9 protein-coding genes are annotated in these 12,863 nt (G+C 70.2%); 4 read left to right on the top strand and 5 right to left on the bottom strand.

The features are described from left to right. Positions 1-15 precede the first annotated feature (15 nt). Genes EDD29_RS17880 through EDD29_RS17860 form a run of 5 tightly spaced genes read right to left on the bottom strand, consistent with a single transcriptional unit; the run spans position 16 to position 5,334 of the window. Complete coding sequence (locus tag EDD29_RS17880; protein ID WP_123665499.1) at positions 16-942, bottom strand: hypothetical protein; 927 nt, start codon at positions 940-942, stop codon at positions 16-18. Next, the gene (locus tag EDD29_RS17875; RefSeq protein ID WP_148085996.1) at positions 939-1,808 is read right to left on the bottom strand and encodes a hypothetical protein; all 870 of its coding nucleotides are present in this window, start codon (positions 1,806-1,808) and stop codon (positions 939-941) included. The genes EDD29_RS17880 and EDD29_RS17875 overlap by 4 nt, the downstream gene beginning before the upstream one ends. Positions 1,809-1,833: 25 nt before the next feature. Further along, positions 1,834-3,834, bottom strand: a complete 2,001-nt coding sequence (locus EDD29_RS17870) for a DNA/RNA non-specific endonuclease (protein WP_123665497.1) — start codon at positions 3,832-3,834, stop codon at positions 1,834-1,836. 37 nt (positions 3,835-3,871) lie between these two features. Beyond that, entirely contained in the window at positions 3,872-4,177 is a 306-nt protein-coding gene (locus tag EDD29_RS17865) for a hypothetical protein (protein WP_123665496.1), read from the bottom strand. Continuing rightward, a complete protein-coding gene (locus tag EDD29_RS17860) occupies positions 4,174-5,334 on the bottom strand; it encodes a zinc metalloprotease (RefSeq protein ID WP_211359770.1) in 1,161 nt (386 codons plus the stop codon). The genes EDD29_RS17865 and EDD29_RS17860 overlap by 4 nt, the downstream gene beginning before the upstream one ends. Positions 5,335-5,531: 197 nt before the next feature. Here EDD29_RS17860 and EDD29_RS17855 point away from each other — a divergent pair, with 197 nt between their 5' ends. The 4 genes from EDD29_RS17855 to EDD29_RS17840 all read left to right on the top strand — a co-directional run bounded on the left by EDD29_RS17855 (position 5,532) and on the right by EDD29_RS17840 (position 12,854). Continuing rightward, positions 5,532-6,683 (top strand): DUF2235 domain-containing protein, encoded by a 1,152-nt coding sequence (locus tag EDD29_RS17855; protein WP_123665494.1) that lies wholly within the window; start codon positions 5,532-5,534, stop codon positions 6,681-6,683. Between the two features lie 147 nt (positions 6,684-6,830). Next, on the top strand, positions 6,831-9,737 hold the full coding sequence (locus EDD29_RS17850) for a peroxidase family protein (RefSeq protein WP_123665493.1): 2,907 nt from the start codon (positions 6,831-6,833) through the stop codon (positions 9,735-9,737). A 15-nt stretch (positions 9,738-9,752) separates the two neighbouring features. Continuing rightward, the gene (locus EDD29_RS17845; RefSeq protein ID WP_123665492.1) at positions 9,753-11,123 is read left to right on the top strand and encodes a hypothetical protein; all 1,371 of its coding nucleotides are present in this window, start codon (positions 9,753-9,755) and stop codon (positions 11,121-11,123) included. Positions 11,124-11,147: 24 nt separating this feature from the next. Then, complete coding sequence (locus EDD29_RS17840; RefSeq protein WP_123665491.1) at positions 11,148-12,854, top strand: thiamine pyrophosphate-binding protein; 1,707 nt, start codon at positions 11,148-11,150, stop codon at positions 12,852-12,854. Positions 12,855-12,863 lie beyond the last annotated feature (9 nt).

Genomic DNA, 12,863 nt, shown 5'->3' with positions numbered 1-12,863 from the left:
TCGCGGTCGGGTGGGTCATTGGGGTGGGAAGAGGAGGAGTCTGATGTCGGAGGTGTTGGGGATGACCAGGATGCCCCTGTTCGTCCCGGGGGTCCAAGCCGCGGGGGCCAGGAAGAGGCGGTCATCGGACTCTACGAGCAGGCGGAGGCCGCTGTAGCGGTAGCGGAACTTCATCTCCTTGCCCGTGTCCAAGACCTTGACATTCGTCGGCAGGTCGAGGTCATAGATCGGCTCTTGCAGGAAGAGGACGACCCGCGGTTTGCCCTTGAGGTTGTCGGCCATGCTCTCCGCCCCCATCTCGCCGAAACGCTTCGCGGCGTTGTTGGCCGTCCAGAACAGGCCCGCGAGCAGCAGGACCAGGAGGATGCCGCGGCAGAAGTCGAAGGCCTCTTTGGAGAGGGTGCGGACGGCGTGCGGGCGGTGGGCGGCCCTGGCCTGCCAGAGCCAGAGGGCGTAGCGCAGCAGGAGAGCGCTCAGCGTGAGCGCCAGCGGAATCTCGGCGCGGCCTCGCCAGATTCCGCGAACGTGCGGAACGAAGATCGCCAGCAGCGCACCGATCAGGAGCAGGATGCCCGCCCAGCACAGCACTAGGCTGATCCAGAAGGCCGCCCGATCGCGGCGTGGGTCTGAAATGACCCATTTCCCCGCCAGGTAGAGGCCGACGGGAATCAACGCGATCACCGCAAGGCCCAGGATCCCGATGTACACCGCCTCTGAGCCGTAGAACAGCAGGTCGGTCGAGGCGAGGTTGACCAGGTCGAGGTTGACGCCGAACTGCTGGAACCTGGCCTGGGTCGCCACGTACCCGAAGTAGATGAGCATGGTGGTGATCAGAGTGGTCGGCGCGATGATGCCGATCACCGGTTTCAGCCGCTCCCCGAGGGACTTGTAGGGCGCCTCATGCCGGGGTTCGTTGCCCGTCCGGGGTTCGTTCTCCGTCATGATGCGGGTGCCGGTTCCTGCGGCTGCTCCTGCGGCTCCGAGCCTCCCCCGTCGTCGGGATGATTCGGGTCACCGGGGTCGCCCTGCTCGCCCGACGGGCCGGGGACCTCCGGTGTAGGAGGCGGCGGACTGTCCGTCACCTCAGGTGTCGGCGGTGTCGCCGGGGGGTCAGTGACCCCCGGGGTCGGCGGCGTCTCCGGTCCAGGTCCGGTGACGGTCGGCTCCGGCTTCAGTTCCGGCAGCGGCGCCGTCTCCGTCGCGGTCAGCTCCGCCTGCTGGGTGGTGAGCTCGAAGGCGGTGTCGGACATGGGGAACTCGGCCCTCTGGTCGATGGTCAGCGCGAGCGGCTTGTCCTCCGTCGGATTCAGGTCCTTGCGCAGGAGCCGGCACGGCTCGATCTTCCGGCTCGTGCACATCACCTCGGTGGAGAAGTCGATCTCCCCCTTCGGTTGTCCCTCCGCCACCAGCCGCACGCCCACGGAGCAGCTCTCGCCCGGCCGCAGGACGACGCCCTCCGCGCACTGCGCCAGCAGCCCGGGCACGCCGTTCCGTCCTCCCGAAGCGACGCCGTCGCAACGATCCTCGTCGTAGACGCTCTTGGGCCCGACCTTCTTGCTCTTCATCCTGGCCGGGAGGTTCGCGCTGGCGTTCTTGAGATTTACGCACGCCTTCTTCGTCCCGTTGAAGCCATCACTCCTCCCGTCGACCGTGTCCTGGTCCTCCAGCGTCGCCCCTGGCAAAGCCCAAGAGGTGGTGGTGCTCCCGCGTCCCTTGAGGACGAAGAACACGACCACGGCCACGCTGACGGCGAAGACCGCCGCGATCACCGCTGCGGACAGTGCCTTACCGCCCGTGGTTCCGTTCATGCTCGCCCCTTCGCGGCGCCGGTCGTCAGAGCACCAGGTCCTCGGCGCGGAGGATCTCCCTGGGCAGGGCCGTGGCCTCGAGCCGCGCCAGCGGATCCGCGGCGATGTGGGCGGACAGGCCCAGGCCGGTGAGTTCGGCGACGCGCCGCACCGGCACCTGGAACGTGCGGTAGGCGCCGTAGGAGAAGGCCTCCTCGGTCACCAGATCCTTGAGCAGCGCCGCCTGGCTGAGGAGGTAGCCGGTCACCGACAGCTCGCCGGACCCCTTGACCATCGCGACGAGCTTCCAGAACTGGCGCGGCAACTGGACACCGCTGAACTGCTCGTCGTCGGGCTCCAGCACCGGGCCGGTGAACACGCTGACGGCCAGGTCGTGGACGTCGGCGTTCTTCAGCACGTAGTCCTCGAGCCCGAGCCACAGGGTCGCGCCGGCGTTGAAGGCGTGGTGCTGCGGGGTCGCGTTGGTGAAGTGGAAGGTGTCGTCGTTGGCGGCCTCGGCCACGGGGCCCCACACCGGGTCGAGTCTGCGCACGAGGTGGCCGCGGTCCAGGTCCGGATGCTCGTAGGCCCTGTCGTCGGTCTGCTCGGTACGGGGCAGCCGCGGGTCGGTGATCCAGCGGGTGTTCTCCCTGCGCGGCCGCTCGGAGAGCTTCCCGTCGATGTTGCAGGCGGTGAACAGCGCGAGCCGGCGGAGGCGGTGCATGACGATGCTGAAATGGTGGTAGCGCAGCTCGGCCGAGGCCACCTTCGCCAGTTCGGGCGAGAGCGCGGGCATGGGCAGCGGATGGGACAGGAACCCGGGGTCGTAGCCCGCGCGGTCGGTGTAGTCGCGGGCGGCCGCCGCCTTCTCGGCCGTGCCCTGCGCGATCCGCCCGAGCCGGACCGTCACCTCCAGCGGGACCGAGATCGTGACCTCGCCGTCCCCGTCCGCCCCGGAGACGACGGGGACCGCCTCGGGCGCCGGGACCGTGCCCACCGAGACGACGGGCGGGGCGACCCCCGTGATCCCGGGGACCGCGGCGGCCGGTCCCATCGCCGCGTCGGTCCGGCCCGCGAGCCGCGCGGTCATCCGCTCGGTCGCGAAGATGGCGTCGACCAGCGCGCGCCCGTCCGGCGGCAGGGCGGCCTCCCGCAGGAAGCGGCAGATCCGGCTGACCCTGATGCCCTCGTTGACGAACCCGCCCTCACCGTCGGCGGGGACACTGGCGTGGTGCAGCGCGACGACCTCCCACTGGTCGTTGAAGACCGGTGAGCCGGACGAGCCGGGCTCGGTGTCGGCGACGTAGTGCAGGAACTTGTCGGGCACGTCCACCAGCCGGTTCTCCCGGAGCACGACCTGCTTCTTCTCGCCGCGCGGGTGCTGGACGATGGTGACGAACTCCCCGATGATGACCTTGCCCTCGGCCTCGATGAGCCGGTTGAAGCCGAAGTCCGCGAGTTCCGCGGGCGCCGCTTTGACGGCGACCAGCGCGAAGTCGCGCTCCTCGTCGGCGATGAAGAGCCGGTCGGGGTCCAGGTCGAACCCACGGGAGGCCAGCGGCTTGCCGTCGATCCCGTCCTGGTAGTTGAACTCCACCATGCTGATGCGGGCCGTCTCGGCGTCGGGCAGCACATGGTGGTTGGTCAGCAGCAGGGTCTGGGACACCAGCGAGCCGGTGCCGTAGCCGACGAGGTTCCCCCGGCCGTCGCGGATGTTCACCCGCCCCACCCCGCGGGCGGCGGCCACCCCGGCGTCGAGGTACCTGACGCCCACGAAGTCCGCGGTGCCGACGATCCGCTCGAGCCGGATCGCCCGCGCCGGGTCGTCGGGGCCGAGCAGCTCGCGGTCACCGTAGAAGCGGCTGAGCCGGTCGATGCGCTTGTCGACGCGGTCGGGAGAGTCCGCGTCGGCCAGACCGCCGGGCCGTTCCAGGACCCTCTCGTTCCGCCGCCGTTCCTCGGTGCGTTCCCGCACGCGCTCGGCCGCCGCGTCCTGCTGCCGCCGCCGCTGCTGCTGCTTCGCTGCGAGGTCGCCGGTCACCGTCATGGTTCTCGCCTTCCTTCCGAGGTACCTTCGAACCGGGTCATTTCGCGATCGTGAGCACGCCGGGCTCGACGGAGACCACGGTGATCCGCGTCGGTGCCTCGGGCCGGTCGGGGAAGGTGACGTCCACCCGTCCCGGCTCCGGGCTCGCCCAGCGGCCCCGGGTCTCGCGGGGCCAGTCGTCGGGGCCCGGACCGCGTTCGACGAACGTGCCGTCCGGCCGGAACTCCAGCTCCCGGCGCAGGCGGCGGGAGACCGGGAACGGGTGACCCGCGGCCCGGTAGACCGCCGTGGTCTCGGTGTCCTCCTCGAAGGAGTGGACCCAGGAACCGGTGACGCCGGTCACCTGCCCCCGCGCCCCGCGACGAGGCCGAGCGCGTCGTGCAGGCTGTCGAGAAGCTCCTTGGTCCGCTTCTCGCTCTCCTGGAGGTCCTGGAGCAGCCGCTGCATGTCACCGTTCCCGCCCGACAGCGCGCCGCCGACGGCGGCCACCTCCATCTCGGGCTTGACCTCGGGCGCGACCCGCCCGCCGACCAGGAGCGACGCCCGCGCGCCCTCCAGGCAGGCGTTCATGCGCTCCCGCTGCCCCTGGGTGAACATGAACATGGCGTCGTCGTCGACGTAGTCCATGTAGTTCATGAACATGTCGCCGTTCGGCCCGTTGCGGCAGCTGACGTGCGGGAAGCCCGGCTTCCCGACGTTCGCGTTGGCCTGGTTCGGGGTGTCGGCCACCTTGTCGTCGTTGGAGCACGCGCCGTCGTCGTCGCCCCAGATGTGGAAGAGGTCGAGCCAATGGCCGATCTCGTGGGTCGCGGTGCGCCCGCCGTCGAACGGGGCCTGCGCGGTGCCCGTGGTGCCGAAGCAGCTGTGCGTGATGACGACCCCGTCGGTCTGCGGAGGTCCGCCGGGGAACTGCGCGTAGCCCAGCAACGTCCCGCCGCCCGGGGTCGAGCCCAGCTGGCAGACCCAGATGTTGAGGTAGCGGTCGCTCGGCCAGGCGTCGGCGCCGCCGGCGGCGGACGACTTCACCTGGTCGCGTTCGGAGGCCGGGCAGCCCGGCGACGCGCAGATCTCGAACTTCCGCCGGTGGGTCTCGACCCGGACGATCCCGTCGGTCGGTTCCCCGAACGGGTCCACCGTGGCGATCCGGAATTCCACCATGCTGTCCGCGACCAGGGACCGCCAGACGGGCGGCACCTTGGACACATCGGGGTTCTTCGCCCGGAAGTCCCGGTTGAGCACGGCGATCTGGCTGTGGATCTGCTCGTCGCCGATGTTCTGTTCCGGGATCTCTGGGTTGTGCACGACGTGAACGACGACGGGGATGGTGGCCACCCCTCGTCGCTCCGGGGAGATTCGTGCGGTCTCGTACTGCAGTGCCCGGTTCTCTATCTGCGCGCGCTGCGCCCGGTAGGTCATGCTCTCGTTGAGCAGGGCGCGGTGGAGGACCATGGTCCCGCAGAGATCACGCGACGGAGCCGGAAAATGCCCGGTTTCTGCCATGGTGAAGCCCTTTCGGAGCCGAGCGAAGATGCCCTTTGCCGTCTTCGCGACGTCCCGGGTATGCCCCTCGGCATTTCTGGCAAAGCCCCCTAAATACCCAACACCCCTCCATTCCGACATGGGTCGCAACTTCAACAAAAGCCACATGACGGACGGGGGTCGCGGGGATGAAGGAGAGGAGTCAAGGGAGGCTCAGCATGGTCCAGAAACGTCTCATCGCCTGCTGCGACGGCACCTGGAACACCGCGGACCAGGCGGTCGCCGGGCAGAGCTGCCCGACCAACATCACCAAGCTCGCCCTGTCCGTCGCGCCGCGCGACCCGCTCGGAACGGACCAGCGGGTCTATTACCACGGCGGGGTCGGCACCGAGCGGAAGGAACGCCTGCGCGGCGGCGCGTTCGGCGTCGGGCTGTCCCGCAACGTCCTGGACGCCTACCGCTTCCTCATCGACAACTACGAGCCGGGGGACTCGCTGTTCTTCTTCGGGTTCAGCCGGGGCGCGTTCACCGCCCGCAGCCTCGCCGGGCTGGTCCGCAACTCCGGCGTCCTGCGCCGGGAGAACGCGGGCCGCATCGACGAGGCCTGGACGCTGTACCGGAACGCGTACGAGAAGCCCAGCGGCATGGCCTCGACCCTGTTCCGGCAGTCCTACGCGCACGAGCCGAGGATCCGCTTCCTCGGCATGTTCGACACCGTCGGCACCCGCGGCGTCCCGACACTCGGGCCCCGCTGGCTCAGCCCGGTCGTCAAGCGGCTCAACCGCCGCTGGGAGTTCCACGACACCACGCTCAGCTCCCTGGTCGACGGCGCCTTCCACGCGCTGGCCATCGACGAGCAGCGATCGGTGTTCGAGCCGACGCTCTGGCACCAGCAGCCCGACTCCCCCGGCCAGGAGCTGCGGCAGGTGTGGTTCACCGGAGTGCACTGCGACATCGGCGGCGGGTACCGCGAGTCCGGCCTGTCCGACCTGAGCCTGCTCTGGATGGCCGACCGGGCGCGCGAGTACGGCCTGCACTTCCTGCCCGACGCGTTCTCCCCCGACGGCCCCGCCGCGGTGGCCCCGGGCAAGAGCATCCGCTTCGCGACCGCGCCGGACGCGATGGGCCCCCTGCACCCGTCCCGGAACGGCCTCTACCGCCTGGTCGACGCGGTGGACCGGGCCATCGGCGCGGCCGTGGACGACCGGGGCCGCCCCGACGGGAACGAATACCTCGCGATGCCCGCCGAACAGCGCTATGGCGCGGATCCGCGTTATCGGCCGGGCGGACTCGTCACCTATCTGAAAGACCCGTCGCGCGTGCGCCTGGAACCGGTGCTCGAATCTCCGACACCAGTAAATTTCCTATAAATCGGATAAGAGCGTCAAAGATAGTTTCTCGCCAACTGTCCGGTGCTTGGCCGGATTTCGCGATCGGTCGCCGATGATGGCCGGTAAGGCCGCCTTTCGACCGGTGATTCATGGGATCGCATGACGAGCACAGGCAGGGGATGGCACATGCACGAGACCAGGCAGCGCGAGCGTGTCGCCGGCGAGACCGCGCCGGACCGGAAGAAATCCGCAGCCGAGTGGTACGAGCGCTATGTCGGCGGCACGCCGGAGATCGAACGGGCGAAGTTCGCGGAACTCGCCAAGGACCTCATGCGGGTCCAGCTGAAGATCAAAAAGCGCACCGGAGCCGCCGGCGTCATGCGGACGTTCCACGCCAAGGCGATCCTCGCCGTCGAGGACGCGACCCTGGAGTTCGCACGGGACCTGCCCGAGGATCTGCGGGTCGGGTTCGCCCGGCCCGGCGCGCGGTACCCGGTCATCGTCCGCCTGTCGAACGCGAGCGGCACCCGGCAGCCGGACTTCGCCCCCGACCTGCGCGGCGCCGCGCTGCGGATCCAGACCGGGCCCGAGGAGTCCCACGATCTGCTGATGACCAACTACCCGGTCTCGCACGCCAGGGACGCCCGGGAGTTCGTCGCGTTCGCCCGGGTCATGGCGGGCGCGGACACCGGTCTGCGCAAGGGGATCGCGCTGTTCGGGAAGCTGCCACTGAGCGTGGGCTGGTCCGCCGCCGCGCGGATGCGGCGCAACGTGCGCGCGGGCACCGGCCGCAAGGTGGCCAGCCTGGCCCTGGAGACGTACTGGAGCCGCGGCGCGATCCTGTGGGGCGCCAGGCCGGTGCGCTACCGGTTGCGGCCCGCCGCGGGCACGCGCACCGCGCTCTTCCCTTCGGGCAAGGACCCCGACTACCTGGGCCGCGAGATCGCCGGGCGGCTCGCCGCGGCGGACATCGTCTTCGAGCTGTGCGTCCAGCGCTACGTGGACGCGCGGCGCACGCCCATCGAGAACGGCGCGGCCGACTGGGACGACCAGGACGCGCCCGTCATCCGGGTCGCGACCCTGACGATCCCGCGGCAGACCCTCGACTCCGCCGCCGCGCGCTCCCTCGCCCGGCGCGTGGACGACCTCGCCTTCGACCCGTGGAACACCACGGACGCCTTCCGTCCCCTGGGCAATCTCAACCGCGCCCGCAAGGCGGCCTACGAGGCGTCCAGCGCCCATCGGAAGGGCCGGCGGTTCATCACGACGCCGCCGCGCCGCAACGTCATCGCGGGCCGGATCCTGAACGCCGGATTCGACGCGCTCAACCGGTTCGTCCCCTGGCACCGGCTGCCCACCTGGGCGGGGCTGCTCAACCTCGAGGCCGTCCGGCAGGTCCTGCGCCGGCGCAACCTCATCGACACCGAGATCCGCCCGTCCCTGCCGATGGCCCATCCGGTGCCGCCGGACGTCACCGAGGAACAACGGACCAGGCGCAGCTACGACGGCACGTACAACGACCTGTCGGCCCCGGAGATGGGCGCGATCGGCGCGCCGTTCGGCCGCAACCTCCCGCCGGTCTACCGGCCCGAGCTGTTCGGCGAGCCGAACCCGGTGACCGTCAGCCGGGAACTGCTGCACCGCGACGCCTTCGTTCCCGCGCGATCGCTGAACATCCTCGCCGCCGCCTGGATCCAGTTCCAGGTGCACGACTGGGTGCAGCACCGGCGCTACCCGACCGGCACCCGGAGCGTCGAGGTGTCACTGCCTCCGGGCATGACCTGGCGGAACACCCCGGACGGCCCGCCCGAACACGTCATGCGCTTCGCCGACGACCACGGCGTGCACGCCGACGGATCCCGCAAGCCACCGACCCTCTTCGCCAACGCCGCCTCCCACTGGTGGGACGGCTCGGAGATCTACGGCGGCGACGAGGCCGTCGCCAGGTCGATCCGGGTGCCCGACGGCGGTGCGGAACTGCGTCTGGAGGACGGCCTTCTTCCGCCGAGCCCGGACGGCGGCGTCCCGCTCACCGGCTTCCGCGACAACTGGTGGCTCGGCCTCAGCATCATGCACACCCTGTTCGCCCGCGAGCACAACACCGTGTGCGCGGCACTGCGGAGCGAGTACCCGCGGATGAGCGAGGACGCGATCTACCACACGGCGCGGCTCGTCGTCTCGGCGCTGATCGCCAAGATCCACACGGTGGAGTGGACGCCCGCGATCCTCGCCACCGAGGTGATCGACATCGGACTGACCGCGAACTGGTCGGGCCCGCCGCACACCTGGCTGAGCCGGCTCGGGCTCTGGCTGGTGGACGAGCACGCGCTCACCGGCATCCCGGAGACCCTGCCGGACCACCACACCGCGCCCTATTCACTCACCGAGGACTTCGTCACCGTCTACCGGATGCACCCGCTCATCCCGGACGACTACGAGCTCGCCGACCTCAGGTCCGGCGCGTCGCTGCGCACCCTGGGCTTCAACGACCTCCAGGGCCGCAGGACCGAGGCGGCCATGCGCGAGATCGGGTTCGAGAACGCGCTGTACTCGTTCGGCATCGCCCACCCGGGCGCGATCACCCTGCACAACTACCCGCGCGCGCTCCAGGCGTTCGAGCGGGACGGGGAGATACTCGACCTGTCCGTCGTCGACCTCGTGCGCACCCGCCGCCGCGGCGTCCCGCGCTACAACGACTTCCGCGCCGGGCTGCACAAGCCGCGCGTCCGGAGCTTCGCGGAGCTCTCCGACGACCCGGACACGGTGGCGCGGCTCCAGGACGTCTATCGGACCGTCGACGACGTCGACACCATGGTCGGCCTGTTCGCGGAGAACCCGCCGCGCGGCTTCGGCTTCAGCGACACGGCCTTCCGCGTCTTCATCCTCATGGCGAGCCGGCGGCTCCAGAGCGACCGCTTCCTCACCGTCGACTTCCGGCCCGAGATCTACACCCCGCTGGGGCTGGACTGGATCGCGCGCAGCGGGATGAAGAGCGTGATCCAGCGGCACTGCCCGGACCTGGGCGGTCTGATGCCCCGGGACGCCGGCGCGTTCGCGCCCTGGCACCAGGTCCCCGGCGCCGGACCCGACTGAGAGCGAGACCTCGAGATGACCGTGCAGCGAGACGTACGGCGGCAGGGACTGGACGACCTGGTCGCCCATCCCCTGCTGGAGACCATCTGGCGACGCAGGACCCATCGGGTCAGCCGCGGCGCGTCCGTGCCCGCGGGGCCGATGAGCTACCGGTCCCCGCACCCGCCGATGCCACTGGACGAACTGGAGGAGGCGGTGCTGATCGCGCTCACCGGCTGCTCCGGCCTGACGATGCCGGACCGGCCGCTGGAGGATCCGCGCGACGGCTCGCCCATCATGGCCAAGCCGAATCTCAACATGGTCGGGCGGACGGCCGCCAGCCCCGACAACGCGCAGGGCACGCACTTCTTCATGATCAACGACTCCGGCACGTACTTCCTGCGCAAGCTGCCGCCCGCGCCGGAGCTGCGGTTCGAGCCGGACACCCTGATCGCGCGGGCCCGGCTCGCCAAGGTGAAGGTGCTGGACCACCGGCTCGACGTGCCCGCGGGCAAGCGGGACTTCCCCGCCTACCTCGATGCCAACCGGTTCCTGTCGAACATCCCCGGCACCACGATCTTCCTGCCGGTCGTCGACCTGTCCCACCAGTACATCAACGCGCTGATGTTCCTGCTCACCCAGCCGGAGGGGGCGCGGCCCGCCCTCGTCGACGACCGCAACTTCTACCGCTCGGCGGGTGTGCGCAAGTGGGTCAAGAGCGGCTTCCTCAACGCCGACATCAAGGTGCCGCTCGGCGCGCTCGGGCCGATGCGCACCCAGATCGAGGCCGATCTGCTGGTGCAGAACATGATGCTCGTCGCCGACGGGATGGGCCTGGGCGCCTGGATCCACGGCACCATCCATCCGCAGATCATGCTGGGCGACCCGAAGTTCGCGCCCGAGTACGGCCGGATGCTGGGCTTCGACTTCGTCGTGCCGAAGTTCCGGCTCGCCGACGCCGTGCGCTGGCAGGTGCCGCTGCCCAAGTACGCGGCGGCGCGCTCCCATCCCATCGGGCTCAGGTCGGGCGGCGAGCACCTGATCAAGGCGGCCTGCCCGCCCAACTTCACGTCGATGGAGCACGCCGTCGCGTCCGTCGTGCGCGCCAAGTTCGGCCCGGACGGCATCTACAGCGACAGGGCGACCTTCGCGAGCATCTACAAGGGCGACTACGGGCAGCGCTATCTGGCCGAGGCCAGCGACTACGACCAGCGGGTGATCGACTGCACGCTGGACGTCTGCACCTACCTGCACGCCACGCACGGCAGGTTCCCGGCCCACACCGACGCCGTCCACGTGCCCGGCATCTGGCTCCAGACCCACCACATCGAGCCGGAGTACTACGCCGAGTTCTTCACGCACGGAACCACCGAAGCGCACCGGCGGCACCAGGCGCGCTGGCACTGACGCGGACGACCCGGGGGGTGCACCATGCAGGTCTACGAGGCCCTCGTCAAGGGGCTGGAGAGCGCCGGAGTGGACACCGCGTTCGGCGGCAACGGCGAGAACATCGCGAGTCTCGCGGTGGCCCTCTCCCGGTCCCGGCGGATCCGGCCCATCATGACCCGGCACGAGCAGGGCGCGTCGTTCATGGCCTGCGGCTACGCGATGTACACCGACCGGCTGGGCGTCTGCTTCGCGACGGTCGGGCCCGGGGCGTTCAACCTGTTCACCGGGCTCGCGGTCGCGCTCTCGGACTCCTACCCGGTGCTCGCCCTCACCGGCTACGTCGCCCTGGACTGGCAGGGGCGCGGCGCGGTGAACGACACCTCGGGGCGCAACGGGACGCCGGACTCGCAGGCCATGTTCGCGGCGACGACCAAGCGGTCCTACCTGCTCACCGACCCGGCGGACACCTGCGACGTCCTGGAGGAGGCCATCAACGTCGCTTTCGAGGGGCGTCCCGGACCGGTGCACCTCCACGTCCCGCAGAACCTCGCCGAGCACGGGGTGCGCGTGGACTACCGGGACCCGGTGATCGAGGTGAAGCCCGTGCGGCCCGACCCCGCACGGGTCGAGGAGATCGCGGACGTCCTCGCCGACGCGCTGCGGGAGGGCCGCCGGATCGTGGTCCTCGCCGGATTCGGCACGATCCGCGCGCACGCCGAGGCCGCGATGCTGCGCTTCGTGGAACGCTTCCAGATCCCCCTCCTGACGACCCTGGACGGCAAGGGCGTCATCGCCGAGACCCATCCGCTGGCCGTCGGCGTGTTCGCCGAGAGCGGCCACGCCAGTGCCTGGAAGGCGTTCCGGGAGGCCGACGTGGTCCTGGCCGTCGGCAACTCCCTCAGCCAGCACGCGACCTTCGGGCTGCGGGAGGACCTGTTCGAGGGCAAGAAGCTCCTCCAGGTGAACATCGCGGCGAGTGAGATCGGCAGGTTCTACGCCCCTGACCTCTCCCTCGTCTCCGACGCCCGGCTGGCCGTCGAGGCGATCACCGGCGCGCTGGAGCCGCGGGTCGGTCCGGTCGCGCCGTCACCGGTCGTCGGGCAGGACTACGAGGCGCGCCACATCGTGCGGCTGCCCGGCGAGATCCATCCCGGGCTGCTGGCCCAGACCATCGGCCGGATGCTGCCGGACCGCGCGATCCTCCTCGCCGACGCGGGCGCGCACCTCGCGTGGCTCGGCTACCACGTCGACCTGGAGGCGGGCCAGAACTTTCGCAAGACCGGCGCTTTCGGGCCGATGGCGGCGCACGTCAACGGGGCGATCGGGGTGAAGCTCGCGCATCCCGACCGGACCGTGGTCGTCGGCTGCGGCGACGGATGCTACTCGTTGGCGGGGTTCGAGCTGATGACCGCTGTCGAGAACGACGTCCCGGTCATCTGGGTGATCTTCAATGACGACGAGTACAAGCTGGTCAAGCTCTACCAGCTGGCGACCTACGGCGAATCGGCCCTCGTCGAGTTCAAGAACCCCGACTTCGCCGCCTACGCGCGCGTGTGCGGCGCGGACGGCTTCCGGGTCGAGACGCTCGAGGAGTTCGAGGACGCGTTCCGCACCGCCCTGGGCTCCGGGCGCCCCACCGTGATCGACGCCAAGATCACGCGGTGGGCGCTGCCGCGCTACAGCACCTCGCCCAAGGGCATGGTGCACGGGATCTGGGAGACGCTGGAGAAGCGCCTCCGTCATGACTGAGAGGGGAGC

The organism is Actinocorallia herbida, assembly GCF_003751225.1.
GTDB classification, from domain to species: Bacteria; Actinomycetota; Actinomycetes; order Streptosporangiales; family Streptosporangiaceae; genus Actinocorallia; species Actinocorallia herbida.
Note: the sequence above shows the minus strand (reverse complement) of the source record. Positions and strands in the feature narration are given on the sequence as shown.

Bases quoted from the DNA above. Each gene is read 5' to 3' on its own strand.
- EDD29_RS17880 (WP_123665499.1), bottom strand. From the start codon at position 942: ATGACGGAGAACGAACCCCGGACGGGCAACGAACCCCGGCATGAGGCG.
- EDD29_RS17870 (WP_123665497.1), bottom strand. From the start codon at position 3,834: ATGACGGTGACCGGCGACCTCGCAGCGAAGCAGCAGCAGCGGCGGCGG.
- EDD29_RS17860 (WP_211359770.1), bottom strand. From the start codon at position 5,334: ATGGCAGAAACCGGGCATTTTCCGGCTCCGTCGCGTGATCTCTGCGGG.
- EDD29_RS17855 (WP_123665494.1), top strand. From the start codon at position 5,532: ATGGTCCAGAAACGTCTCATCGCCTGCTGCGACGGCACCTGGAACACC.
- EDD29_RS17850 (WP_123665493.1), top strand. From the start codon at position 6,831: ATGCACGAGACCAGGCAGCGCGAGCGTGTCGCCGGCGAGACCGCGCCG.
- EDD29_RS17845 (WP_123665492.1), top strand. From the start codon at position 9,753: ATGACCGTGCAGCGAGACGTACGGCGGCAGGGACTGGACGACCTGGTC.
- EDD29_RS17840 (WP_123665491.1), top strand. From the start codon at position 11,148: ATGCAGGTCTACGAGGCCCTCGTCAAGGGGCTGGAGAGCGCCGGAGTG.
- EDD29_RS17875 (WP_148085996.1), bottom strand. From the start codon at position 1,808: ATGAACGGAACCACGGGCGGTAAGGCACTGTCCGCAGCGGTGATCGCG.